Below are 26,203 nucleotides of genomic sequence, written 5' to 3' on the forward strand. Positions count from 1 at the left end.
TATCATTATGAAATTAAATACATATTTTTGCAAAACATTTTGATAGACAAAACTGGTATTATCATACAATAAAGCTAAAAAGAATGAGAAAAAGAGAACTTTTTATCAGCCAAACAAAGAAATCACCTTACCAACGACAACCCGAACAGTTGGGATTGTATGATGCAGCAAATGAACACGATGCATGCGGAGTTGGCATGTTGGTAAACATTCATGGAAAAAAATCGCATGATATCGTAGAGTCGGCACTAAAAGTGCTCGAAAACATGCGTCATCGCGGTGCTGAAGGAGCTGACAACAAAACAGGAGACGGCGCAGGTATCTTGTTACAGATTCCCCATGAATTTATCTTGTTGCAAGGTATCCCTGTCCCCGAAAAAGGGCGTTACGGCACCGGACTGCTCTTTCTGCCTAAAAACACCAAGGCACAGGCAGACATCCTGAGTATCATCATCGAAGAGATAGAAAAAGAAGGACTCACGTTGATGCACCTGCGTAATGTACCTACTTGTTCCGAAATTTTAGGAGAGTCGGCATTAACAGTAGAGCCGGAAATCAAACAGGCATTTATCACCGGATTCACAGAAACGGAAACAGCCGACCGGAAATTATATATAATAAGGAAAAAGATCGAAAACCGGATAATGAAATCAACAATCTCCGGGAAAGAAGATTTTTATATCGTTTCGCTCTCAACCAAAAGCATTATATATAAAGGTATGCTCTCATCGTTGCAATTGCGCAACTACTTCCCGGACCTTACAAACAGTTACTTCACCAGTGGGCTGGCATTGGTACACTCCCGTTTCAGTACTAATACTTTTCCTACATGGGGATTAGCGCAGCCCTTTCGCCTACTGGCACACAATGGCGAAATAAACACAATTAGGGGAAATCGCGGATGGATGGAAGCACGCGAAAGCGTACTCTCTTCTCCTGCCCTCGGCGACATCAAAGAGATACGTCCCATTATCCAACCGGGCATGAGCGACAGTGCATCACTGGATAATGTCTTGGAGTTTCTCGTTATGTCCGGACTCAGCCTGCCGCATGCAATGGCAATGCTCGTACCGGAATCATTTAATGAAAAAAATCCGATCAGTGAAGATTTGAAAGCTTTCTACGAATACCACTCTATTCTGATGGAACCTTGGGATGGTCCTGCCGCACTGTTATTTAGTGACGGGCGGTATGCCGGTGGCATGCTCGACCGCAATGGGCTGCGTCCGGCACGCTACCTCATCACCAAAAATGACATGATGGTAGTAGCCAGTGAAGTAGGTGTTATGGATTTCGAACCGGGAGATATAAAAGAAAAAGGCCGCCTGCAACCGGGAAAAATATTATTGGTTGATACGGAAAAAGGAGAAATATACTACGACCACGAACTGAAAAAACAACTGGCGGATGCCAAACCTTACCGTACTTGGTTGGCGACTAACCGTATTGAACTGGACGAACTGAAAAGCGGGCGCCAAGTATCACATAGTGTAGAAAGATATGAGCAAATGCTGCATGTATTCGGCTACTCCAAAGAAGATGTCGAGAAAATTATCACTCCGATGGCTACTACCGGAGCAGAACCTATCAGTTCTATGGGTAATGATACGCCGCTCGCTATACTTTCGGATCAGCCGCAATTACTATACAATTACTTCCGGCAGCAATTTGCGCAGGTGACCAATCCTCCCATCGACCCGATCCGGGAAGAGCTGGTAATGTCACTGACGGAATATATCGGTGCCGTAGGAATGAACATTCTCACCCCAAACGAAAGCCACTGCAAAATGGTACGCCTCAACCATCCTATCTTAAGCAATGCACAATTGGATATTCTTTGCAATATCCGCTACAAAGGGTTCAAAACGGTGAAGCTGCCTATGTTATTTGAAATTTCCCGTGGTAAGGCCGGCTTACAGGAAGCATTAACTACCATATGCAAGCAGGCGGAAGAATCAGTGGCGGAAGGTGTGAACTATATCATACTGACGGACCGGGATGTGAATGCCACGCATGCAGCCATTCCTTCGCTACTGGCAGTAAGTGCCGTACACCATCATCTTATCTCGGTAGGAAAACGTGTGCAAACCGCTCTTGTAGTTGAAAGTGGCGAGATACGCGAAGTAATGCACGCTGCCCTGTTGCTTGGTTTCGGGGCAAGTGCCTTGAATCCATATATGGCCTTTGCCATACTCGACAAACTGGTTGCCCGAAAAGAGATCCAACTCGACTATGCCACCGCAGAAAAGAATTACATCAAAGCTATCTGCAAAGGATTGTTCAAAGTGATGAGCAAAATGGGGATCAGCACCATCCGTTCATATCGTGGTGCGAAAATATTCGAGGCCATAGGTCTGAGCGAGGAATTGAGCAATGCTTATTTTGGCGGTCTCCCGTCACGAATCGGCGGAATCCGGCTTGAGGAAATAGCAAGAGACGCCGTTTTTTCAGTTGAAAGTGGAAAATTGAAAGTGGAAAGTTCTATGCAGCAGGAAGACGTAGCAAACTCTCAAAACAGCTCTCAACCAAATAACTTTCAACTTTCAACTCTCAACTTTCAACTAAACAACAGGGGGTTGTATTCTTTCCGGAAAGATGGAGAAAAGCACGCTTGGAATCCGGAAACAATCAGCACACTGCAACTGGCTACGCGTTTGGGTAGTTACAAAAAATTCAAAGAGTTTACTTCTATGGTAGACAACAAAGAAGCCCCCATTTTTTTGCGAGACTTCTTTGCATTCAAACGTAACCCCATCAACATAGACCGCGTAGAACCAATAGAAAATATTATGCGCCGTTTCGTAACCGGTGCCATGAGTTATGGTTCCATTAGCCGTGAAGCACACGAAGCAATGGCAATAGCCATGAATAAAATTCACGGACGTAGCAATACAGGCGAAGGTGGAGAAGATGCAGCACGTTTCATCCCCCGTGCGGATGGAACAAGCCTGCGAAGTGCCATCAAGCAAGTAGCTTCCGGACGCTTTGGGGTAACAACGGAATATCTTGTCAATGCGGATGAAATACAGATTAAAATAGCCCAAGGAGCAAAGCCCGGCGAAGGCGGGCAGTTACCGGGATACAAGGTGGACCAGGTGATAGCTAAAACCCGCCATTCCATACCGGGCATCTCACTCATATCTCCCCCGCCCCATCATGACATCTACTCCATAGAGGATCTGGCACAGCTTATCTTCGATTTAAAAAATGTAAATCCGAAAGCCAAAATCAGCGTAAAGCTGGTAGCAGAAAGCGGAATAGGAACAATCGCCGCCGGCGTGGCGAAAGCAAAGGCCGATCTCATCGTGATATCGGGTGCGGAAGGCGGTACAGGCGCTTCTCCCGCTTCTTCCATTCGTTATGCCGGCATTTCACCGGAATTGGGACTGAGCGAAGCACAACAGACTTTGGTATTGAACGGACTGCGCGGGCAAGTCATGCTACAAGTAGACGGGCAGTTGAAAACCGGACGCGACATCGTACTAATGGCTATGCTGGGTGCCGAAGAATTCGGATTTGCAACTTCGGCATTGATCGTACTGGGTTGCGTAATGATGCGTAAATGTCACATGAATACCTGTCCGGTAGGCGTTGCCACTCAAAATGAAGAATTGCGTAAGCGTTTTCACGGCCGGAGTGAATATCTGGTCAACTTCTTCACTTTCTTGGCACAAGAAGTAAGGGAGTATCTTGCCGAAATCGGTGTGGAAAGACTGGATGATCTTATCGGGCGCACCGACCTCATCGAGCGCAAAGCCGATAATAGAAATCCCAAACATGCGCTCATCGACTTCAGCAAATTACTGGCACGAGTAGACAGCAACGCTGCTATCCGCCATGTCACCGATCAGGATCACGGTATTTCTACCGTCAAAGATGTAGAAATACTTCATGCCGCACAAGATGCCATTGAGTATCAGAAGGAAATCTCACTGGAATACACGATTGCCAATACGGATCGCGCCGTAGGCGCCATGCTTTCGGGTGCAATCGCTGCCAAATATGGCGAAAACGGTCTGCCGGAACACACACTGAATATAAAATTCAAAGGTTCTGCCGGACAATCGTTCGGTGCATTTCTTACTCCGGGAGTCAACTTCAAACTGGAAGGAGAGGCCAATGACTACCTCGGCAAAGGATTGAGTGGCGGCCGCATATCCGTACTACCGCCGGTACGAAGCAATTTTGAAGCAGAAAAAAACACGATAGCCGGTAACACTTTATTATATGGTGCCACCAGTGGAGAAGTCTACATCAATGGACGCGTAGGTGAACGTTTCGCCGTCCGTAACTCGGGAGCCATCGCCGTAGTAGAAGGCGTAGGAGACCATTGCTGTGAATACATGACAGGTGGACGTGTAGTAGTACTGGGACAAACCGGACGAAACTTTGCAGCCGGCATGAGCGGCGGAGTAGCATACGTCTGGAACAAAGAAGGGAATTTCGATTATTTCTGCAACATGGAGATGGTAGAATTATCTCTCATCGAAGAAGCAAGTTATCGCAAAGAATTACATGAGCTCATCCGGCAACATTATTTATATACCGGTAGTAAACAAGCACGTATCCTACTCGATGACTGGAACCGCTATGTAGACGAATTCATACAAGTAGTGCCCATCGAATACAAAAAGGTGCTACAGGAAGAGCAAATGCGGAAATTGCAACAGAAGATTGCGGATATGCAAAGAGACTATTAGGATTTACGATTTTACGATTTACGAATTACGATTGAAGTTACTTCTTTAAATGAACAAGTAGAATGACTTCAGTCGCAAATAGATGGTAAATTCAATCGTAATTCGTAAATCGTAAAATCGTAAATCAAAATGGTAATTTCAATCGTAAATTGTAAATCGTAAAATCGTAAACCATCATGGGAGATTCAAAAGCATTTTTAACCATACACCGTCAGGAGGCCGGATACCGCCCCGTACACGAACGTATCACCGATTATGGAGAAGTAGAGCAAACCCTTAATACCCACGACCGGAAACTACAAGCATCGCGCTGCATGGATTGTGGAGTACCTTTCTGCCATTGGGCTTGTCCATTAGGCAACAAGCAACCCGAATGGCAGGATGCTCTCTACAAGGGAAAGTGGAAAGAGGCTTATGAAATCTTGGCTGCCACATGTGATTTTCCAGAATTTACAGGACGCATCTGTCCTGCCCTTTGCGAAAAAAGCTGTGTACTAAAGCTATCGTGTGACGAACCGGTAACCATTCGCGAAAATGAAGCCGCTATTGTAGAAGCCGCTTTTCGTGAAGGATATATCACTCCGGTAATACCCGTACGTAATGGAAAACGGGTAGCAATAATCGGTGCCGGCCCAGCGGGATTGGTAGCTGCCAATCAGTTGAACAGAAAAGGATATACCGTCACCCTTTTCGATAAGGCAGAAGCACCGGGCGGCCTACTCCGTTTCGGTATTCCGAACTTCAAACTGAATAAAAACATCATCGACCGCCGCATGGAAATATTAAAAGCCGAAGGGATTCTGTTCAAAATGAATACAGCGATAGACACGGCTCATCTGCCCGAAGGATTCGATGCTTACTGTATTTGTACCGGTGCAGAAACGCCTCGCGATCTTTCCATACCGGGACGTGAACTGAAAGGAATCCATTTTGCATTGGAAATGTTATCACAACAGAACCGGATTATAGAAGGACAGACTTTTGCTAAAGATAAGATGGTGAATGCAAAAGGGAAAAAAGTACTTGTCATCGGTGGAGGGGATACCGGTTCGGACTGTATAGGTACCAGTGTACGACAAGGAGCTGTCAGTGTAACACAAATAGAAATCATGCCTCAGCCCCCTGTCGGACATAATGATGCGACTCCGTGGCCACAATGGCCGGTGGTACTGAAAACGACCTCTTCACATGAAGAAGGCTGTATGCGCCGATGGTCACTTGCTTCCAACCGATTCATCGGTAAAAACGGTAAAGTCACCGGTGTAGAGGTAGAAGAGGTAGAATGGAGCACTCCTGCCGCAGGTGGACGACCAGTCATGAAGCCCACCGGCAAAAAAGAAATCATTGAAGCCGATATGGTATTACTTGCCATGGGATTCCTGAAACCGGAACAGCCGGAATATCCGGAAAATGTATTCATAGCCGGTGATGCGGCAACAGGAGCCAGTCTCGTAGTACGTGCAATGGCAGAAGGACGCAGAGTAGCGAAACTGATTTATGATTTATAAATTAGAAATCATGACCGAAGCTATCAGAAGAAGCTATCAGAAAAGGAAAAGACCGGCTTAACGGGGGGCAGCAAAAAGCCATAATTCATAATTCACAAATCCAGAAATCATAATTCATAAACCATAAATCTCAAAATCATGTGTGGAATAGCAGGAATATTCAATATAAAGAACCAGTCGAAAGAATTGCGGGACAAAGCATTGCGTATGGCACAAAAAATCCGTCATCGCGGACCGGACTGGAGTGGTATCTATGTAGGCGGCAGTGCCATCCTGGCACACGAACGCCTTTCTATCGTCGACCCGGAAAGTGGAGGGCAACCTCTCTACTCGCCCGACCATAAAGTGGTACTTGCCGTAAACGGTGAGATATACAATCATCGGGACATACGTGCACAATATGCCGGACGTTATGAATTTCAGACAGGAAGCGATTGCGAAGTGATACTTGCGCTTTATAAAGACAAAGGCATACACTTCTTGGAAGAGCTTAACGGTATTTTCGCATTCGCACTCTACGATGAAGAAAAAGACGAGTTTCTCATTGCCCGCGACCCTATCGGCGTTATACCTCTTTATATCGGGTATGATGCAGATGGAAAGGTGTATGTAGGCAGTGAATTGAAAGCTCTCGAAGGTTTCTGCGAAGATTACGAACCCTTCCTTCCGGGACACTATTACCATAGTAAAGAACAAAAAATGAAACGTTGGTATACCCGCGACTGGATGGATTATGAAGCTGTGAAAACCAACACTGCCCATGTATCCGATGTACATGATGCCCTTGAAGCAGCTGTACATCGCCAATTAATGAGTGATGTCCCTTATGGGGTATTGTTAAGCGGCGGTCTGGATTCCTCCGTCATTTCGGCCATCGCCAAGAAATATGCAGCCAAACGCATTGAAACAGATGGTGCCAGTGATGCCTGGTGGCCACAGCTACACTCTTTCGCCATTGGCTTGAAAGGTGCTCCCGATCTCAGTAAGGCTCGTGAGGTAGCCGAATATATCGGAACCGTCCATCACGAAATAAACTATACCATTCAAGAAGGGCTCGATGCACTACGTGATGTAATCTATTTTATCGAGACTTACGATGTGACTACCGTACGTGCCTCTACACCGATGTATCTGCTGGCACGTGTCATCAAGTCGATGGGAATCAAAATGGTACTTAGCGGTGAAGGAGCGGACGAGATATTCGGCGGTTATCTCTACTTCCATAAAGCACCGGACGCCCGTGCTTTCCATGAAGAGACCGTACGCAAAATCTCCAAGCTGTATCTTTACGACTGCCTGCGTGCCAACAAGAGCCTTGCCGCTTGGGGTGTAGAAGGACGTGTCCCATTCCTCGACAAAGAATTTCTGGACGTTGCCATGCGTCTCAATCCGGAGGCCAAGATGGCATCGGGAAAGGTGATTGAAAAGAAAATAGTACGCGAAGCCTTTGCACATATGCTACCGGAAAGTGTGGTCTGGCGTCAAAAAGAACAATTTAGCGATGGTGTAGGATACAACTGGATAGATACGCTGAAAGCCATCACCGCAACAGCCGTAAGCGACGAACAAATGGCACAGGCTGCCAAACGCTTTCCCATCCACACGCCACAGAACAAAGAGGAATATTATTATCGTAGTATTTTCGAAGAGCACTTCCCCAGCGCATCGGCAGCGAAAAGCGTGCCGAGCGTGCCCAGTGTAGCCTGCTCCACAGCAGAAGCACTGGCTTGGGATACCACCTTCCAAGGCAAGAACGAACCCAGTGGACGGGCCGTAAAAGGGATACACGAAGAAGCATATTGAAAGTGTCTCCAACAATGACCGTTATTTTCTTGCTTTTTATTTACATAAATGTAACTAATTGGTTTCATTTATGTAAATAAAAAGCAAGAAAACAGATATTATGCTCGAAATTAGTAGAAAGACGAAACAGATATGCAACTTTCCAGCTTCCTTTCTTTGTCTAAGGCATTGGGGATTAAATTGAAAACTGAATATTAGCAATCCATATTAAGAAACTAAAGACAGGCAGGTGGCTATGCACACATGTTAAAAACAGCCTTCGGAATCAATATAGCATGTTTTTATGGTGCGGCAGACATAGCTTTCTCCGTAAAAATGAATCTTGATATATTAACTAAGATTTAATAATGATGTAAAACAATCAAGACTTTCTTTCCTTACTTTTGCAACATAGTAAAAAAACTATTTGCATATGATGAAAATAAAAAAGATTCTACTTGCCTCCGCCCTCGTCCTATCAACATGCGGCGTAATGGCCCAAACTCAGGTTATCGCCCATCGCGGCTATTGGAAAACAGACGGTTCGGCACAAAACAGCATTGCCGCTCTTCTTAAAGCCGATTCTATCGGCTGCTACGGTTCCGAATTCGATGTGTGGCTCACGGCAGATGATAAGCTTGTGGTGAACCATGATCCTGTTTTCAAGCTAAAAAGCATGGAACGCTCTACGGCAGCAAACCTTACTTCACTGAAGCTGGATAACGGCGAGAGCCTCCCTACCCTTGAACAATATCTCAAAGCTGCTCTAAAAACCAAGACACGCCTGATTCTGGAACTGAAAGAACTCAGCAGCCCGGAACGGGAAACGAAAGCCGTAGAAAAGATAGTGGCGATGGTGAAAAAACTCGGGCTGAACGACAGAATGGAATACATTACCTTTTCATTGCATGCCACTAAGGAATTTATCCGCCTGACTCCTGCCGGAACTCCTGTCTTTTATCTGGATGGCAAACTACCCCCGAAAGAACTGAAAGAGATGGGGTGTGCCGGACCGGACTATCATCTGAACGTCTTCCGAAAACATCCCGAATGGATAAAAGAATGCCACGATCTCGGCATGAAAGTAAACGTCTGGACAGTCAATAAAGAAAAAGACATGAAATGGCTTATCGAAAAGAAGGTTGATTTCATCACGACTAATGAACCGGTATTGCTGAATGAAATAATGAAAGAGTGAAATAATGAATTAGTGATAAGCGGATCAATGATAAGTGATTAGTGCCATGCAGCATATAGTGCAGCCTGTTTATCTCTTGTCATTAGTCCGCTTATCACACCAATTACATCACCAATTTCAGAACTCTTCCAATACCAGCCGGAATTCATCAACAGTCAGTTCCCCGATTTGCCGCCACAATTCCTTTCCACGGTGCAGTAACACAAAAGCCGGAACAGTTTCTATATTATAAGAATCTGCAACAACTTTGTCACTTTCAATATTCACTTTTACAAGTTCGACGACTCTCTTTTCATATGCATTAATAACCGGTTCCAACCATTCATAGTGGGGAGACCAATCTGCATAAAATAAAATCAAAACCAGATGATTGGTCTGGGCTGCTTCTTCTAATCGTTTAGTTACATCGTCCATCATTTATTTACTTTTTTAATTATACTGCATCAACAAAAGAAATAGAAAAAGGTTTCATCATGCCTTATCGAATTTCAATAATTCATCCTTCGAACGCCTTATACACCGGATATATAGGGGATGAAACGTCGCTGGCAGAAACAACATGCCACACCGGTAAACCCAAGCAGGGTGCTTATCTTCTCTAAGCACTATCCATACAATCCATATGAACCGTGCAAAGCACTCCTGAGAATGGTGCTTAGCTGTGCTTTGCACGGTTCATAATAACTGGAACAAACTTTCCTCCTCAAACACCGACAAATAAAGAAATGCGGCAAAAAGGTCAAGATAGAGGAAAAAGATACATTCCATGTGATATTCCGCAGTTTCGAACCGCCTATACCACCAAACCGGCAACACATTGTTTCACTAAACGCCACCTCAGATTGATCTAAATCAAGATATTATTTCTTTCATATATACCGGAAAAATATGCAAAACAAAAAGGCCGGATAATAGTTTATTTAAATAGAAGGCTTTCTTGTTTCAAATTAAAAGAATAAAAGCCCCTATAAAAAAAGACTGAAAGTAGCAGAAAAATAAATAGATATTCGATCTAAATTCGAACCAATTACAGAGCAAAAAGTCATATCTTTGCATTATAATAAAACAAAAGGATAGGATAAACAATCAATAAACAACAAAATGACAAGAACAATTCAATTCACAAAAATGCATGGAGCGGGAAACGATTATATTTATATAAACGCCATCAAATATCCAATTGCAGATCCTGAAAAGCGTGCGGTTGAATGGAGCGCATACCACACGGGAATAGGAAGCGACGGACTTGTATTGATTGACACATCCGACAAAGCAGATTTTAGCATGCGCATTTTCAACGCAGACGGTTCGGAAGCCATGATGTGTGGAAACGCAAGCCGTTGTATCGGAAAGTATCTGTTCGAATATGGATTGACTACGAAAACAACCATAACACTGGATACGCTCTCGGGGATCAAACTGCTGAAACTCCAAGTAGAAGACGGCAAAGTGGCAACGGTAACAGTAGACATGAGTGAACCACAAGACACGGGAACTATTGATTTCAGAGACAAACTGCCTTATGTATCTACCACTGTGTCAATGGGAAACCCGCATCTGATTACTTTTGTCGAAAATATAGATGAGATAGACCTCCCGGAGATAGGTCCCAAACTGGAAAATGATCCGCTCTTTCCCGACCGCACCAACGTGGAATTCGCACAAGTATTAGACAAAAACAGAATAAGAATGCGCGTATGGGAACGGGGCTCAGGCATCACCCAAGCCTGCGGAACAGGAGCATGCGCCACCGCAGTGGCCGCCTTCATAGAAGGTAAAACCGGCAGAAAAACAGATATTATTATGGATGGCGGCACACTGACCATCGAATGGGATGAGCAGACAAATCACGTATGGATGACCGGCCCTGCCGTAAAGATTTTCGACGGTATCCTAAAAATAGAAGAATAGCAACAAAAAAATAAGGATAAAAAGACAGGTATCAGGATAACTAATTGAATAAAAACAAAACTTAAAACAAGAACAATATGGCACTCGTAAACGAACATTTTTTAAAACTACCGGGCAGTTATCTGTTCTCGGACATCGCGAAAAGGGTAAATACGTTCAAAATAACACATCCGAAACAGGACATCATCCGACTGGGCATCGGAGACGTAACCCGTCCGCTGGCCCCGGCGTGCGTCGAAGCGATGCATAAAGCCGTAGAAGAGATGGCACACGCCGAAACATTCCGGGGATACGGCCCGGAACAGGGATATGACTTCCTCATCGAAGCGGTGATAAAAAACGACTATGCCCCACGTGGCATCCACCTTGCCAACTCGGAGGTGTTTATCAACGACGGTGCCAAAAGCGATACGGGAAACATCGGAGACATCCTCCGTCACGACAACAGCGTAGGCGTAACAGATCCCATCTATCCGGTATACATCGACAGCAACGTGATGTGCGGACGGGCAGGCGTATTAGAGGAAGCTACCGGAAGATGGAGCAATGTGACCTACATGCCCTGCACCAGCGAAAACAACTTCATCCCCGCAATACCGGATAAGCGTATCGATATCGTTTATCTGTGCTACCCGAATAACCCGACAGGAACAACATTAACGAAAGCAGAACTGAAAAAGTGGGTGGATTATGCGTTGGCCAATGACACACTGATATTATTCGACGCCGCCTATGAAGCATATATACAGGAAACAGACGTGCCGCATTCCATTTACGAGATAAAAGGAGCGAAAAAATGTGCCATCGAATTCCGGAGCTTCTCAAAAACGGCAGGTTTTACGGGCATACGCTGTGGATACACAGTGGTACCGAAGGAACTCACCGCAGCCACCCTCGAAGGCGACCGCATTCCGCTAAACCGCTTATGGAACCGCCGCCAAAGCACCAAGTTCAACGGCACTTCCTATATCACCCAACGGGCGGCCGAAGCCATCTATACTCCGGAAGGCAAAAAGCAAATACAGGCAACCATCCAGTACTATATGGACAATGCCCGTATCATGAAAGAGGGACTGGAAAGTACTGGGCTGAAAGTCTACGGAGGAGTCAACGCTCCTTACCTCTGGGTGAAAACCCCGAATGGAACAAGCTCTTGGAAATTCTTCGACCAACTGCTTTACGAAGCAAACGTGGTAGGTACGCCGGGCATAGGCTTCGGGCCGAGCGGTGAAGGATACATCCGCCTTACGGCATTTGGCGAACGTCACGATTGCATAGAAGCCATGAGACGGATAAAACAGTGGATTTAAAGATATAAAAGAAAACCGGAAAAAAGGAAACCGGAAAGTCAAGAATGAAAAAAACGAAAATAACACACCTCCACAACTTTTATCTTCCAATGGACGATTTACAGATAAAATGAGATAGTACTTGCGCGCTACTATATATAAAAGTTGGACCGTACATCCACAATTTTCTAACATAAAGGTAAAAAGACGATGAAAACGACAATTAACGGAAAATTAAGGGGAGTAGCAGTAGCGTTATTGAGCATGCTTATTCCGGCAACGGTGACGGCACAAGACAAATTTGAGATTTCACTGGGTGCCGAGGTAGTAAGCAAATATGTATGGCGTGGTTTCGACCAGGCATCGGGCACTTCTGTCCAGCCCTCTTTAGGACTGGCTTACAAAGGAATATCCTTATCAGCCTGGGGAAGTACCAGTGTCACAGACCTCGAACCCAAAGAACTCGATCTCACGTTGGCATATGGCATTGGTAGATTCGGCATTGCAGTGACCGACTATTGGTGGTCCGGTGAAAGTGGCAAATACGGGCATTACAAAGAGAGCCACTATTTTGAAGGCGCATTGAGTTACAACTTCGGCGATAAAGTTCCTCTGACCCTCTCGGCAGCCATGATGTTTGCCGGAGCAGACAAGAATCCGGATGGCGATCAGAATTTTTCAGCCTATTTCAATGCCGCATATGACATTGCCTGTCCGGGGAAGGTTACACTGACTCCCTCCGTAGGCATATCCACCAAGTCTTACATGTACACAGGTGAGAAGATAAGCGGCTTCACGGACATTTCGCTGAAAGCGGCCAAAGAGGTAAAAGTGACGGACAGTTTCTTGATCCCCATCTTTGTGCAGTTCATCGTATCGCCCGTTATGGACAAGACATATCTGATATTCGGTATGAGTTTCTAAGGATTTACGACAAAAACACATTAATTCAATAAGGTATATGAAAAAGATTGAAGCAATTATCCGTAAAACCAAGTTCGAGGAGGTGAAAGATGCACTTCTGGAAGCGGACATCGAATGGTTCTCTTATTACGATGTAAGAGGTATAGGTAAATCACGTCAGGGGCGCATCTACCGTGGCGTAGTGTATGACACAAGTTCCATAGAACGAATACTTGTTTCGATAGTAGTACGCGACAAAAATGCAGAAAAAACCGTGCAGGCCATTATCAAAGCAGCGCAAACCGGAGAAATCGGTGATGGCCGTATCTTCGTTATCCCCATAGCAGATGCCATTCGCATCCGTACCGGCGAACGGGGAGACATTGCACTTTATAATGCCGAACAAGAACGATAAACGGCAAAACACAGAAGTCCCGATATTCATCTCCGGGCCTTCCCATCAGTACTAACAGGTATTACAAATCAACAGATTAACATTATGGATACATATAGAAAACGCAGCATTACAACACTGCGTATAGCCGGTGCTATGCTTTTTGCACTGTGCTTCGCGACAGAAACACTCGCTCAGGAAATATCGACTGCCATCAACGATGCATCGGCAACGTCCACAATAGCTGTGACGGAAATAGCCGCCACAACAATAGAAGTTCCGGATACGGAAACGCCTCCGAACACCGTAGAAGAACTTGCCAACGGATTAAACACCGTATGGATGATGCTTGCAGCCATGCTGGTATTCTTCATGCAGCCGGGATTCGCACTGGTAGAAGCCGGTTTCACACGAGTAAAAAACACTGCCAACATCCTGATGAAAAACTTCGTCGATTTCATGTTCGGCTCCCTGCTCTATTGGTTTATCGGTTTCGGCCTGATGTTCGGCGCAGGCGGATTCATCGGGATACCACACTTCTTCGACCTTTCATTCTATGATGGCGGAGGATTGCCATCCGAAGGCTTTCTGGTGTTCCAGACGGTATTTTGTGCCACAGCAGCCACCATCGTTTCGGGAGCTATGGCGGAACGTACCAAGTTCTCCATGTACCTCATCTACACAGTCTTCATCAGTGTACTGATCTACCCCATCTCCGGGCACTGGACATGGGGTGGCGGCTGGCTGATGAACGGTGAAGCAGATTCTTTCATGATGAACCTTTTCGGAACGACTTTCCACGACTTTGCCGGTTCAACGGTGGTACACTCCGTAGGTGGCTGGATAGCCCTGACAGGCGCTGCCATTCTCGGTCCGCGTATCGGGAAATACGGAAAAGACGGAAAATCAAGAGCCATTCCCGGACATAACCTTACGATTGCCGCTTTAGGCGTATTTATCCTTTGGTTCGGCTGGTTCGGTTTCAATCCCGGCTCACAATTGGCAGCCGCCGCCACAACCGATCAGATAGCCATCTCACACGTATTTCTCACTACCAACCTCGCTGCTTGCGCCGGTGGATTCTTTGCTCTGACAGTGAGTTGGTGGCGATACGGGAAGCCGTCTCTGTCATTCACATTGAACGGTGTCCTCGCCGGACTGGTAGGCATTACAGCCGGATGTGACTGTGTATCGGCAACGGGAGCTGTGCTAATTGGCGCTATCTGCGGTATTGTTATGATATTCTCAGTCGATTTTATCGACAAAGTGTTAAGGATAGACGATCCGGTAGGTGCAAGTTCGGTACATGGTGTCTGCGGTTTTCTCGGAACGATACTCACCGGATTATTCTCCACAAGTGAAGGTGTATTCTATACAGGTACATTCGGATTCTTCGGAGCACAGCTATTCGGTGCCGTGATCGTAGGTTGTTGGGCGGCCGGCATGGGTTTCATCATCTTCAAGTCGCTCGATAAGATTCACGGGTTACGTGTTCCGGCACGTATCGAAGAAGAAGGACTCGACATTTACGAGCACGGAGAGTCGGCATACAACTGATGATTTATGGATTATGATTTATGAACTATGAATTGCTATGCAGATCAACAGCATAGGTTGTTCATAAATCGATAAACCATAATTCATGAACCATAAAAATCATAAATTCACAATTTCATAATTCATAAATCCCTAAAGCTTATGTCAAAACTTAGATTCAGAGTTGTAGAGACAGCTTTCAAGAAGAAAGCGGTGGAAGTGGTTACTCCCACAGAACGCCCTTCGGAATATTTCGCGAAGTATGTGTTCAACAAAGAGAAGATGTTCAAGTATCTGTCAAGCAGAGTGTACAACAAACTGACTGACGTAATTGATAACGGTGCTCCGCTGGATCGTAGTATTGCCGATGAAGTGGCTGCCGGAATGAAAAAGTGGGCCATTGAAATGGGAGCTACTCATTATACGCACTGGTTTGCTCCACTCACCGAAGGTACAGCCGAAAAACATGATGCTTTTGTAGAGCACGATGGCAAAGGAGGAATGATGGAAGAGTTTACAGGCAAATTGCTCGTTCAGCAAGAGCCGGATGCTTCTTCCTTCCCCAATGGCGGTATACGCAATACATTCGAAGCACGCGGATACTCCGCATGGGATCCCTCATCACCGGCATTCATCGTAGACGATACTTTGTGCATCCCCACTATTTTCATCGCTTATACAGGCGAATCGCTCGATTACAAGGCACCGCTTCTCAAAGCACTGAGGGCAGTAGATAAAGCGGCTGTCGATGTTTGCCATTATTTCAATCCGGAGGTGAAGAAAGTAATCGCCTACTTGGGTTGGGAACAAGAATACTTTCTGGTGGATGAAGGTCTTTATGCCGCCCGTCCCGATTTATTGATGACAGGCCGTACACTGATGGGGCACGACAGCGCTAAAAACCAACAGTTGGAAGACCATTATTTCGGTGCTATCCCTACCCGTGTGGCAGCTTTCATGAAAGATCTCGAAATTGAGGCCTTAAAATTAGGAATACCCGTCAAGACCCGTCATAACGAAGTTGCCCCGAACCAGTTCGAGTTGGCTCCCATCTTCGAAGAATGTAATCTGGCAAACGATCACAACCTGCTCATCATGTCACTGATGCGTAAGGTAAGCCGCCGTCACGGATTCCGCGTATTGCTACATGAAAAACCGTTCAAGGGTGTAAATGGCAGTGGAAAACACAACAACTGGTCATTGGGTACAGATACAGGTATCCTGTTGATGGGACCGGGTAAAACACCGGAAGACAACCTCCGTTTTGTGACATTTGTAGTCAACACGTTGATGGCCGTCTACCATCACAACGGATTATTAAAAGCATCCATTTCAAGCGCAACAAACGCCCATCGCCTGGGTGCCAATGAGGCACCTCCTGCAATCATCTCTTCCTTCCTCGGAAAACAGTTGTCACAAGTACTGGAACATATCGAGGAAAGTACGAAAGACGACTTGGTAAGTCTCGGTGGAAAACAGGGTATGAAACTGGATATTCCACAGATTCCGGAACTCCTAATCGATAACACCGACCGGAATCGTACCTCTCCTTTTGCCTTCACCGGAAACCGCTTTGAGTTCCGCGCAGTAGGTTCGGAAGCCAACTGTGCCAGTGCCATGATTGCCTTGAACTCTGCTGTTGCCGCTCAATTGAAAAAGTTTAAGAAAGATGTCGATACTCTGATAGAAAAAGGAGAACCGAAAATCTCTGCTATCCTCGAAATCATCCGTAAATACATTAAAGAATGCAAAGCCATTCACTTCGATGGCAACGGATACAGTGACGAATGGAAAGAAGAAGCCATGAGGCGTGGTTTGGATTGCGAGACCAGCGTACCCCGCATTTTCGACAATTATCTGAAACCGGAAACAATCTCCCTATTCGAATCGGTCGGTGTAATGACGAAAAAAGAACTGGAAGCCCGCAATGAGGTGAAATGGGAAACGTATACAAAGAAAATCCAAATCGAAGCCCGTGTATTAGGAGATCTGGCAATGAACCACATCATCCCGGTTGCCACCCGGTATCAAACGGATTTGATAGATAATGTATACAAAATGAAATCTCTCTTCCCCGAAGAAAAAGCCGCCAGATTATCTGCCAAAAATCTGGAACTTATCGAAGAGATAGCTGACCGTACCGCATTCATAAAAGAGCATGTAGATGCTATGGTAGAAGCCCGAAAAGTAGCAAACAAAATAGAGAGTGAACGCGAAAAAGCCATTGCCTATCACGACACTATCGTACCGGCTCTGGAAGAAATCCGTTACCACATCGACAAACTCGAACTCATTGTCGACAATCAGATGTGGACACTTCCCAAATACAGGGAATTATTATTTATCAGATAGACGTAAATAAGGAATAACAGAATAGGGATTAGTGATAAACAGCTACGCTATACATGAAGCATGACACTAATCACTATTTCTTATTTCTTTTGTTGGTTGTTTTAAGTTTGCAGAGGAGGATTGCCGTGAGGCAGGCCTCTTCTTATTTCTTATTCTATAATCTTTGCATCCTCTATATCATCCGATACAGGTTTCTGCGGCTTACGACGGGTAAACTTAAACCAATTGATCAATTCGGAAACTGCGTAAACAAGACTACTGATACCAATAATCATAAATGCCGTGTTACGTGCTCCTGTGGGATTGAACAACGCCACAATACCGGTAAGCAGGATAAGAGACGGCACCACATAGAATGCACCGGGCACTATTGTCCAACGGCGTGCCATCGAAAGTGAGGCAATCTGCTGTACACCTCCCAAAATCAATATGAATCCTAAAAGGAACATCAATACATCGGCAAAGAAAGCCGGCATTATTATCAACCAAAGGCCGAAAAGCAAGCTACCCGTTCCTTCTATCGGGAAACGGCGCGACACACCTTCCTCGGGTTTGGATCCGAAATAACTGATAAGAGAAATCAAACCGGGAATAAGAAACAATACCCCAAGTGTAATCACAAGATACTGCACCGCAACATCCGGCCAGAGAACAAGTACTAAACCGATAATCAATGCACAGACAATACGGACAAGAGAATAATTCATCGTTTTCATAATTTTCTATCTATTTTTAACAGGCTTCAGCCCAATCCTTTTGCGAATATACGTGTTTCTATCTACATATTAAAACAACAAACAAGTTTTGTAATAAGTTCATAGCAAAAATGTAATATTCATTACATCTCACTCCCGTACTTTTGCAAAAACAAATTTATAGATACTCACTCTCATGAAATCAGACGAAGAGAAATCTCAAAACCTCTATATAGAGCGGGACATCAGTTGGATGTACTTCAACCAGCGTATCTTACTTGAAGCAACCCGACCGGAAGTTCCGATACTGGAACGACTCACCTTTTTAGGTATTTATTCCAACAACCTCGACGAGTTTTTCCGAGTTCGTGTAGCTACACTAAACCGCATAGTAGAATATGCCGATAAAAACATAAAAAAAGAGCAGAACATCGCAACCCAAACACTAAAACAGATAGGCAAACTGCATAACCGCTACTGCAAACAATTCGAAGACACCTTTGCTACCATTACGGAAGACTTAAAACAAGAAAATATATATATAGTAAAGGAAACCGAGTTATCAATAGAACAAGGCGAATTCATAAATTTCTTCTACCGTAACCAACTAAATGGCTCTACTAATCCGCTTTTCCTTACCAATTCCTGTTCACTGGGTGAACAAACGGATGAAGACATTTATCTTGCTGTCCGCCTTATACGACAAACCCCGGAAAAGAAAACTAAGGAAAAGGATTACGCCATTATCCCACTCCCTGCTACCGAATTCGGACGCTTTATCCGTCTGCCGGACTCTGAAGGAAAGATTCATCTAATGTTTCTGGATGATGTTATTCGTTATTGTTTACCAATGATTTTCGTCGGTATGAAATATACAGACTACGAAGCGTACACATTCAAATTCACCAAAGATGCCGAAATGGAAATGGACAGCGATCTTCGCACCGGAGTATTACAAAAGATATCAAAAGGAGTAAAAAGCAGGAAAAAAGGAGAACCAATTCGTTTCGTTTACGATGAAAGTATGCCGAAAGATCTGTTGAAAAAACTAACCCATCTATTAAATGTGGATAAAAGTGATACGCGTGTGGCAGGCGGACGATATCATAATTTCAAAGATTTGATGAAGTTTCCCGATTGCGGACGAAAAGATTTGAAATATCCCGTATGGCCGCCCCTTTTCAAATCCGAACTAAACGGAATGGAAAGCTTGATAACACTCATTCGCCAAAAAGACAGATCTTTACATTATCCGTATCATTCTTTCGATACATTCATACGAGTACTACGCGAGGCGGCTATCAGTAAAGAAGTGAAAAGCATCAAGATGACCCTCTACCGGTTAGCAAAAGATTCAAAAGTAGTAAAAGCGTTAATTGCCGCCGCTCGTAATGGAAAGAAAGTAACAGTAATCATCGAACTGCTGGCGCGTTTCGACGAAGCTTCCAACATAAATTGGAGTAAAAAATTACAAGACGCCGGAGTACATGTCATTTTTGGTGTAGAAGGGTTAAAAATCCACTCCAAACTTCTGCATGTCTCGACCAGATATGGAGATTTTGCCTGTATCAGCACCGGCAATTTTCATGAAGGAAATGCACGCATGTATACAGATTATACAATTATGACGGCACACCGTCCCATCGTACGGGAAGTAAACTACGTGTTCGAGTTCATAGAAAAGCCATATACCCCCATCGTATTCAAGGAATTACTTGTATCGCCCAATGATATGCGTAAGAAATTCATTACCCTTATCAATAAAGAAATAAAAAATAAAGAACAAGGCAAAGAAGCTTATATCTTGTGTAAGGTGAACCATATCACCGACAAAGTACTGATAGAGAAGCTCTATGCCGCATCTGCTGCTGGAGTTAAAGTAGACTTAGTAGTACGAGGCAATTGCTCACTTGTCACCGGAATATCGGGAATAAGTGAAAATATCCAGATTAACGGAATCATAGACCGTTATCTGGAACATTCGCGTATCTTTATTTTCGCCAACAATGGTGAGGAACGTTATTACATCGGTTCGGCAGATTGGATGCCCCGTAATCTGGACAATCGCATCGAAGTCATAACACCAGTATATGATAAAGAAATACAAAAGGACCTGAAACGCATAGTCGAATATGGACTTAGAGATACTGCAAAAGGTCGAATTGTAGACGGAAGCGGAGAAAATCGTCCGTGGCAAACGAAAGAACATACATTATTCCGTTCACAAGAAGAATTATATAAAAGTTATAAGATATAATGAAAAAAGTAAATTATGCCGCCATCGATATCGGCTCTAATGCTGTACGCCTCCTGATAAAACGTGTAAATGAAGAGGGTTCACCCGAAGGATTAATGAGTAAAGTTCAGCTTATCCGTATTCCCCTAAGATTGGGTGAAGACGCTTTTACTTCCGGAGAAATTTCCACAGAAAAAACAGAAAAACTCATCCGTCTTATGAAAGCCTACCGGCAACTCATGAAAATATATGAGGTAACCGATTATCGTGCTTGTGCCACATCGGCCATGCGTGATGCTCGCAACGGAAAAAGTATTGTTCGCAAGATAGAGAAAAAAACGGGAATACGTATCGAAATCATCGATGGACAAGAAGAGGCTCATATCGTGTATGATAATCACATCGAACAACTCTTCGAACCCGGAAAAAACTATCTATATGTAGATGTAGGTGGTGGCAGTACAGAAATCAACCTCATAAGTGAAGGAGAACTGAAAAGTTCCCGCTCGTACAATATCGGCACGGTACGTATGCTCAGTGGAATGGTGAAAAATGAAGAAAAAGAGCAGATGCATACCGATTTGGAAGTATTGGCTAAAGAATATGCCCCCATTCACATTATCGGTTCGGGAGGTAATATCAACAAATTATTCCGTTTGGCAGATAAAAAAGACAAGAAACAATTATTTCTTCCACTCGCTTCCTTACAAGATATATATCGAACTTTGAAAGATTTACCTAAAGAACAACGCATCAAACTGTTTAAGTTAAAACCCGACCGGGCAGATGTAATTGTTCCGGCAGCAGAAATTTTTATGGAAGTAGCGACAAGAGTACAAGCGAACGGAATCATCGTGCCTACTATCGGACTTTCAGATGGTATCATCGATAGCTTATATACAAAGAACAGACAATGGATGCAATAACTTTTTTTTCGTGATACGGGTGACAGTACCAATGTAATTGCAATATTGACAAGTTCGGACGCATTGTCTTTTCAAAGCAGGTAGGATAAGGGAATTTTATGAGAAATGGTATATAATTCAAAACACTATATATCATATATTTAAATTGGGAAATTTTCAAGAAAAGAATACATATTCATCAATGAAAGAAATTAATATTAACATAGTATTAAAATGCATTCTTTACCATAATAAATATGTATTCTTCTCTTAAGAATTTAACGTCTTGTTGAGCAGAAAACAATACTTGAAAAAGACGACTAACAAAATTAAGAGGAATGTCTTTAACGGGAAAGTTTACAATGCACTTTCCAATATTTCTTTGGCAACTTTACCTGTCACATCTTCATTCTCGCCGTATTTCGCTCCACGGGCATTAAAACGCCGTTCTATTTCTTCAATCGTTTCTTTGCCGATACCCTCTTCACTTAATCGGGTAGTCAGACCCAATGAACGGAAAAATTCTTCCGTACGTCGGACAGCCTCATCAATGCGTTCTTCCCGAGTGCCGGAAGTGATTCCCCATACTCTTTCGCCATATTGCAGTATCTTATCTCCTTTCGATTTACGCAGTACGCGTAAAGTAGCCGGATAAACGATAGCCAACGTATGGCCATGTGTCAATCCGTGCAGAGCAGTCAGTTCATGACCAATCATGTGAGTAGCCCAGTCCTGTGATACCCCCATAGCAATAAACCCGTTCAATCCCATCGTAGCCGAAAGCATGAAGTCTGCCATCAACTGATAGTCATGCTGGTTCTCGCGGATTTTCGGTGCAATCTCTACGAGTGTTTGCAGAATCCCCTCTGCCCAACGATCCATAAGGCGGCTTTGTCCCGGAGTCGTCATATACTGTTCTACTACATGTACAAAAGTATCAGCGATACCACAAGCCACTTGATGAGGGGGCAACGTAAATGTTACTTCGGGATCCAGAATCGAAAATAACGGATAATTGGCATAAAAAGGATACTTCTCCTTTGTTTCGTGCCTCGATATGACAGCACCGTTGTTCATCTCAGAACCCGTAGCAGGCAATGTCAGTACGGTAGAAAGAGGAACAGTATCCGTCACAGGACGTCCGGCTGTTACTAAATCCCAGGCATCACCTTCATACAACAATCCGGCAGAAATCAATTTCGTTCCGTCTATCACCGAACCACCACCTACTGCCAGCAGATAATCCACCTTATTTTCTTTCCCCAAAGCAATTGCTTTTCTTAATGTCTCAATAGCCGGATTGGGTTCTATCCCCCAAAACTCCACCGTGAAATAACCTTTAAGGGCCTCTTTCACTTGCTGGTATACTCCATTCTTTTTCACACTTCCTCCGCCGAAAGTAATCATGATCCGTTTATCGGACGGGATCTCCTTGCTCAACCGGGCAATCATCCCACGGCCCATAATGAGCTTAACAGGATTTTGAAAAATAAAATTATCCATCGTTTTTTACTCTTTATTTTAATAACAGATACAAAGATAGCAATCTTGCCACAATATCAGAACAGTTTCCTACAAAAACAATTGGCTACCCATTTCACGAGAAAAGCAGCCAATCATTGTATCAATTTACGGGAAGCCATGCATTTATATCTTCAGCTACAAAAAGCCAGTACAACAATAATAAAATAAAAATAACGACAGCAATTGCTATAAGAACTTTCCTTTGTTTCATAATTGGTTTCTGTTTTTAAATATGAATTGCATAAAGAAACAAATCTAAGAAAGAAAATGTTTATGCAGCAAGTTTATTTTTAAGTGATCACTTGTGCTGACAATATTTATAACAATTTAAGGACAATAAGTATAACAAACGATTTAGAAAAATGATTTTTTTTGAATTAAACAAAATTATTGCCATGTGAAGAATACAAAAAAATCACCAAACAAAGAAGCTAAAAAAGTACACGAATAAACAATTAAAAGAAAGAGTTTCCTCACGATTAAAATATTAAAAACATGGTATTCCACAATTATAGTATCATTGTTGTAAAATTAAAAGTTGTGTATAAAAACTTCAATTTCATCATATACAATATTTATACACAACTTTTAAAACATTACGATCTACTATTTACTACCATAAAAAGTATATGTATTAGATCCTGTAGCAAAAGTTAAATTTATATTCTGATCAATAACAGTTCCATTTACAGCTTTTGAACTAGAAGATAATTCATAGGAATTTCCATTCTGCATAATATCAAGAATAACAGATTTTAAATGCAAATCTATTTCGTCACAATCTACAACTACAGATATCGCGTTGTCCGACTTTCTAGTCAATGTTGCATAAGCAGTAAACTGTTCTGTATATCCTATAACACTTAATTTACCACTATAATCTCCAGCTATAGTGGTCGCTATATCTGTAGGGATATCATCATCATCTCCACAGCTTACCATACAAACACTCGTTACTACCATCACTAGTAACATAGATAAATACTTCATTGTTTTCATACGTTTTAATGTTTAATTTATTTTCTGCAAAAGTATGGCAAAGAAGTTAAAGAAAGAACAAAAACATATTGCAGAAATGCCACAGAATTATCGCGAATCATGCAGTTGTTCTTTCTCCTTTACGTAATCAGACAAATCAGAAAAGAAATCTTTACCTAAAAGAATAGAAATTCGGACAAGAAGATTCGTATCAATACTTTCTTTTTGAAACAGACGATAAATATTAGAACGGTCACAAGATAGTTTGCGTGCAAACCAAGTGATACTTCGTTCCTGTTTCTCTAATTCTTCCTTTATCAAAATACCAATAGGCTTCATTGTAACGAATAATCCCATACATACTCCCCATGTGTGGCAATTAGTTCAACTTCTAAGATAGGCATAATAAAAAACGTGGGAGTCTTTGTTCACTTATCCCACAAGTAGGCTTCTCGCATTGCCCTAGAAAAGGATAAGCAACACAAACAACCCACGTTCATACGATATTATTGAGCACACCAAAAATTTGGTGTACCTATAACACACATACGAAGGAGATGTTTCGTTGCGTTTTCTCCTTTTCTTAATAAATTTTGCGAGAATTTACTTGTAGAAGAATACGTTCAAAACGTCTTTCAAATATGTCTTATCTTTCTTGTTCCTAATATATAGGAAGGAAAGACCATGCAAAGATAGTACTTTCTATTATAATATACATATGAAAAAAACTTTAAAGAGGAAAATTTAAACAGGAACCAATATTTTTAACCAAAAAGATATTATTTGAGAACGAACTATATTGAGCATAATAAAAAAAAGACAGATTTTATTTGTAGTTTCAAACAATGTGCTTATATTTGCCCCCGTTAAACAATAAAAGACAATGAGAACAATGTTAGTAAATACATATTGGTGGTGGCGCCTATTACAACTCCGACAGTCGTAAGGGAGCAGTGCTCGTATGTATATACCTCAATAAAGATATAACAGATTTGAAAGGGCCCTGTCGCAACTTGCGGCAGGGCCCTTTTTATTTTCCGGCCATTATCGGAAACCGGGATTGCCGGTACTACCAAACAGAGTTCAATTATAAAAAAAAAAATATATGAAAAGTTATCAAGTTGACAAAGACGGTTATTATGGAGAGTTCGGCGGAGCATACATCCCCGAAATACTTCACAAATGTGTAGAAGAACTGACAAACACTTATCTGACCGTATTGAATGACGAAAGTTTCAAGCAGGAGTTCGACCAATTATTGCGTGATTATGTGGGCCGTCCTTCCCCACTCTATCTGGCACGCCGCCTCTCGGAAAAATATGGATGTAAAATATACCTGAAACGAGAGGACCTCAATCATACGGGAGCCCATAAAATAAACAACACCATCGGGCAGATACTTTTGGCGCGCCGCATGGGAAAAACACGTATCATTGCCGAGACGGGAGCCGGACAACATGGCGTGGCAACAGCTACCGTCTGTGCATTGATGAATATGGAATGCATCGTCTATATGGGGAAAACAGATGTGGAACGCCAACACGTCAATGTGGAAAAGATGAAAATGCTCGGAGCGACAGTCATTCCGGTAACATCGGGAAACATGACGCTGAAAGATGCCACCAACGAAGCCATACGCGACTGGTGTTGTCATCCGGCAGATACATACTACATTATCGGTTCTACAGTCGGCCCTCACCCGTATCCGGATATGGTAGCACGTCTGCAATCGGTCATCAGCGAAGAGATAAAAAAGCAGTTGAAAGAGAAAGAAGGACGTGACTGTCCCGATTATCTGATTGCCTGTGTAGGCGGTGGCAGCAATGCAGCAGGTACTATCTATCATTATCTGGATGACGAACGTGTGCGCATCGTATTGGCCGAAGCCGGAGGAAAAGGTATAGAAACCGGCCAGACTGCGGCTACTATCCAACTGGGTAAAATGGGTATCATCCACGGAGCACGAACTTTCGTTATCCAAAATGAGGACGGACAAATCGAAGAACCGTATTCCATTTCTGCCGGACTGGATTACCCCGGCATCGGCCCGATACATGCCAATCTTGCCTCACAACACCGGGCTACGGTAGTGGCAATTAATGACGATGAAGCCATAGAAGCCGCATACGAACTGACAAAACTCGAAGGCATCATCCCGGCACTGGAATCTGCACATGCCCTCGGAGCATTGAAAAAAATTAAATTCAAACCGGAAGATGTGGTGGTATTAACCGTTTCGGGACGAGGAGACAAGGATATTGAAACCTATTTAGCTTGAATAATCCATGTATA

The 26,203-nt window shown here is 43.4% G+C and carries 19 protein-coding genes; 14 read left to right on the top strand and 5 right to left on the bottom strand.

Annotated features, from left to right (window positions below; translation table 11 throughout):
• The first annotated feature begins 83 nt into the window (after positions 1 to 83).
• The 4 genes from gltB (at position 84) to HMPREF1532_RS00530 (ending at position 9,188) form a co-directional block, all read left to right on the top strand.
• Positions 84 to 4,700 carry a glutamate synthase large subunit gene (gltB, locus tag HMPREF1532_RS00515; RefSeq protein ID WP_005923302.1) on the top strand — a complete coding sequence of 1,539 codons (4,617 nt, stop codon included), beginning with the start codon at positions 84 to 86 and terminating at the stop codon, positions 4,698 to 4,700.
• A 176-nt stretch (positions 4,701 to 4,876) separates the two neighbouring features.
• Entirely contained in the window at positions 4,877 to 6,208 is a 1,332-nt protein-coding gene (locus HMPREF1532_RS00520) for a glutamate synthase subunit beta (protein WP_005923305.1), read from the top strand.
• Between the two features lie 138 nt (positions 6,209 to 6,346).
• A complete protein-coding gene (gene asnB / locus HMPREF1532_RS00525) occupies positions 6,347 to 8,011 on the top strand; it encodes an asparagine synthase B (RefSeq protein WP_005923308.1) in 1,665 nt (554 codons plus the stop codon).
• Between the two features lie 415 nt (positions 8,012 to 8,426).
• A complete protein-coding gene (locus HMPREF1532_RS00530) occupies positions 8,427 to 9,188 on the top strand; it encodes a glycerophosphodiester phosphodiesterase family protein (protein ID WP_044094020.1) in 762 nt (253 codons plus the stop codon).
• A 117-nt stretch (positions 9,189 to 9,305) separates the two neighbouring features.
• Here the strand turns inward: HMPREF1532_RS00530 and HMPREF1532_RS00535 are convergent, their stop codons facing one another.
• The gene (locus HMPREF1532_RS00535) at positions 9,306 to 9,602 is read right to left on the bottom strand and encodes a thioredoxin family protein (RefSeq protein WP_005923314.1); all 297 of its coding nucleotides are present in this window, start codon (positions 9,600 to 9,602) and stop codon (positions 9,306 to 9,308) included.
• A gap of 59 nt (positions 9,603 to 9,661) precedes the next feature.
• Between HMPREF1532_RS00535 and HMPREF1532_RS21905 the strand changes: the two genes are divergently transcribed.
• The 7 genes from HMPREF1532_RS21905 to HMPREF1532_RS00565 all read left to right on the top strand — a co-directional run bounded on the left by HMPREF1532_RS21905 (position 9,662) and on the right by HMPREF1532_RS00565 (position 17,573).
• A complete protein-coding gene (locus HMPREF1532_RS21905; protein WP_259029712.1) occupies positions 9,662 to 9,790 on the top strand; it encodes a hypothetical protein in 129 nt (42 codons plus the stop codon).
• A gap of 499 nt (positions 9,791 to 10,289) precedes the next feature.
• Entirely contained in the window at positions 10,290 to 11,099 is an 810-nt protein-coding gene (dapF, locus tag HMPREF1532_RS00540) for a diaminopimelate epimerase (RefSeq protein ID WP_005923317.1), read from the top strand.
• Positions 11,100 to 11,176: 77 nt separating this feature from the next.
• Positions 11,177 to 12,409 (top strand): LL-diaminopimelate aminotransferase, encoded by a 1,233-nt coding sequence (locus HMPREF1532_RS00545; protein WP_005923319.1) that lies wholly within the window; start codon positions 11,177 to 11,179, stop codon positions 12,407 to 12,409.
• 189 nt (positions 12,410 to 12,598) lie between these two features.
• Positions 12,599 to 13,312 carry a TorF family putative porin gene (locus HMPREF1532_RS00550; protein WP_005923322.1) on the top strand — a complete coding sequence of 238 codons (714 nt, stop codon included), beginning with the start codon at positions 12,599 to 12,601 and terminating at the stop codon, positions 13,310 to 13,312.
• A gap of 37 nt (positions 13,313 to 13,349) precedes the next feature.
• Positions 13,350 to 13,706: a P-II family nitrogen regulator gene (locus tag HMPREF1532_RS00555; protein WP_005923325.1), complete on the top strand. Its 357-nt coding sequence runs from the start codon at positions 13,350 to 13,352 to the stop codon at positions 13,704 to 13,706.
• 84 nt (positions 13,707 to 13,790) lie between these two features.
• Entirely contained in the window at positions 13,791 to 15,242 is a 1,452-nt protein-coding gene (locus tag HMPREF1532_RS00560) for an ammonium transporter (RefSeq protein WP_005923328.1), read from the top strand.
• Positions 15,243 to 15,383: 141 nt separating this feature from the next.
• Positions 15,384 to 17,573 carry a glutamine synthetase III family protein gene (locus tag HMPREF1532_RS00565; RefSeq protein ID WP_005923331.1) on the top strand — a complete coding sequence of 730 codons (2,190 nt, stop codon included), beginning with the start codon at positions 15,384 to 15,386 and terminating at the stop codon, positions 17,571 to 17,573.
• 149 nt (positions 17,574 to 17,722) lie between these two features.
• Here HMPREF1532_RS00565 and HMPREF1532_RS00570 read toward each other — a convergent pair whose 3' ends face one another.
• On the bottom strand, positions 17,723 to 18,289 hold the full coding sequence (locus HMPREF1532_RS00570; protein ID WP_005923333.1) for an HdeD family acid-resistance protein: 567 nt from the start codon (positions 18,287 to 18,289) through the stop codon (positions 17,723 to 17,725).
• Between the two features lie 175 nt (positions 18,290 to 18,464).
• On the opposite strand from HMPREF1532_RS00570, the gene HMPREF1532_RS00575 reads away from it, so the two are divergent.
• Positions 18,465 to 20,525 (top strand): RNA degradosome polyphosphate kinase, encoded by a 2,061-nt coding sequence (locus HMPREF1532_RS00575; RefSeq protein ID WP_005923336.1) that lies wholly within the window; start codon positions 18,465 to 18,467, stop codon positions 20,523 to 20,525.
• On the top strand, positions 20,525 to 21,430 hold the full coding sequence (locus HMPREF1532_RS00580; protein ID WP_005923338.1) for a Ppx/GppA phosphatase family protein: 906 nt from the start codon (positions 20,525 to 20,527) through the stop codon (positions 21,428 to 21,430). The genes HMPREF1532_RS00575 and HMPREF1532_RS00580 overlap by 1 nt, the downstream gene beginning before the upstream one ends.
• Before the next feature lie 336 nt (positions 21,431 to 21,766).
• Here the strand turns inward: HMPREF1532_RS00580 and HMPREF1532_RS00585 are convergent, their stop codons facing one another.
• From HMPREF1532_RS00585 to HMPREF1532_RS00595, 3 genes are all read right to left on the bottom strand, one after another.
• Positions 21,767 to 22,912: an iron-containing alcohol dehydrogenase gene (locus HMPREF1532_RS00585; RefSeq protein WP_005923341.1), complete on the bottom strand. Its 1,146-nt coding sequence runs from the start codon at positions 22,910 to 22,912 to the stop codon at positions 21,767 to 21,769.
• Positions 22,913 to 23,539: 627 nt separating this feature from the next.
• Complete coding sequence (locus tag HMPREF1532_RS00590) at positions 23,540 to 23,932, bottom strand: hypothetical protein (RefSeq protein WP_005923345.1); 393 nt, start codon at positions 23,930 to 23,932, stop codon at positions 23,540 to 23,542.
• Between the two features lie 87 nt (positions 23,933 to 24,019).
• On the bottom strand, positions 24,020 to 24,268 hold the full coding sequence (locus tag HMPREF1532_RS00595; protein ID WP_005923347.1) for a hypothetical protein: 249 nt from the start codon (positions 24,266 to 24,268) through the stop codon (positions 24,020 to 24,022).
• Between the two features lie 748 nt (positions 24,269 to 25,016).
• Here HMPREF1532_RS00595 and trpB point away from each other — a divergent pair.
• Positions 25,017 to 26,189: a tryptophan synthase subunit beta gene (trpB, locus tag HMPREF1532_RS00600; protein WP_005923349.1), complete on the top strand. Its 1,173-nt coding sequence runs from the start codon at positions 25,017 to 25,019 to the stop codon at positions 26,187 to 26,189.
• Positions 26,190 to 26,203 lie beyond the last annotated feature (14 nt).

This window comes from Bacteroides salyersiae WAL 10018 = DSM 18765 = JCM 12988 (assembly GCF_000381365.1).
GTDB lineage: Bacteria > Bacteroidota > Bacteroidia > Bacteroidales > Bacteroidaceae > Bacteroides > Bacteroides salyersiae.

Bases quoted from the DNA above. Each gene is read 5' to 3' on its own strand.
- gltB (WP_005923302.1), top strand. From the start codon at position 84: ATGAGAAAAAGAGAACTTTTTATCAGCCAAACAAAGAAATCACCTTAC.
- HMPREF1532_RS00520 (WP_005923305.1), top strand. From the start codon at position 4,877: ATGGGAGATTCAAAAGCATTTTTAACCATACACCGTCAGGAGGCCGGA.
- asnB (WP_005923308.1), top strand. From the start codon at position 6,347: ATGTGTGGAATAGCAGGAATATTCAATATAAAGAACCAGTCGAAAGAA.
- HMPREF1532_RS00530 (WP_044094020.1), top strand. From the start codon at position 8,427: ATGAAAATAAAAAAGATTCTACTTGCCTCCGCCCTCGTCCTATCAACA.
- HMPREF1532_RS00535 (WP_005923314.1), bottom strand. From the start codon at position 9,602: ATGGACGATGTAACTAAACGATTAGAAGAAGCAGCCCAGACCAATCAT.
- HMPREF1532_RS21905 (WP_259029712.1), top strand. From the start codon at position 9,662: ATGCCTTATCGAATTTCAATAATTCATCCTTCGAACGCCTTATACACC.
- dapF (WP_005923317.1), top strand. From the start codon at position 10,290: ATGACAAGAACAATTCAATTCACAAAAATGCATGGAGCGGGAAACGAT.
- HMPREF1532_RS00545 (WP_005923319.1), top strand. From the start codon at position 11,177: ATGGCACTCGTAAACGAACATTTTTTAAAACTACCGGGCAGTTATCTG.
- HMPREF1532_RS00550 (WP_005923322.1), top strand. From the start codon at position 12,599: ATGAAAACGACAATTAACGGAAAATTAAGGGGAGTAGCAGTAGCGTTA.
- HMPREF1532_RS00555 (WP_005923325.1), top strand. From the start codon at position 13,350: ATGAAAAAGATTGAAGCAATTATCCGTAAAACCAAGTTCGAGGAGGTG.
- HMPREF1532_RS00560 (WP_005923328.1), top strand. From the start codon at position 13,791: ATGGATACATATAGAAAACGCAGCATTACAACACTGCGTATAGCCGGT.
- HMPREF1532_RS00565 (WP_005923331.1), top strand. From the start codon at position 15,384: ATGTCAAAACTTAGATTCAGAGTTGTAGAGACAGCTTTCAAGAAGAAA.
- HMPREF1532_RS00570 (WP_005923333.1), bottom strand. From the start codon at position 18,289: ATGAAAACGATGAATTATTCTCTTGTCCGTATTGTCTGTGCATTGATT.
- HMPREF1532_RS00575 (WP_005923336.1), top strand. From the start codon at position 18,465: ATGAAATCAGACGAAGAGAAATCTCAAAACCTCTATATAGAGCGGGAC.
- HMPREF1532_RS00580 (WP_005923338.1), top strand. From the start codon at position 20,525: ATGAAAAAAGTAAATTATGCCGCCATCGATATCGGCTCTAATGCTGTA.
- HMPREF1532_RS00585 (WP_005923341.1), bottom strand. From the start codon at position 22,912: ATGGATAATTTTATTTTTCAAAATCCTGTTAAGCTCATTATGGGCCGT.
- HMPREF1532_RS00590 (WP_005923345.1), bottom strand. From the start codon at position 23,932: ATGAAAACAATGAAGTATTTATCTATGTTACTAGTGATGGTAGTAACG.
- HMPREF1532_RS00595 (WP_005923347.1), bottom strand. From the start codon at position 24,268: ATGGGATTATTCGTTACAATGAAGCCTATTGGTATTTTGATAAAGGAA.
- trpB (WP_005923349.1), top strand. From the start codon at position 25,017: ATGAAAAGTTATCAAGTTGACAAAGACGGTTATTATGGAGAGTTCGGC.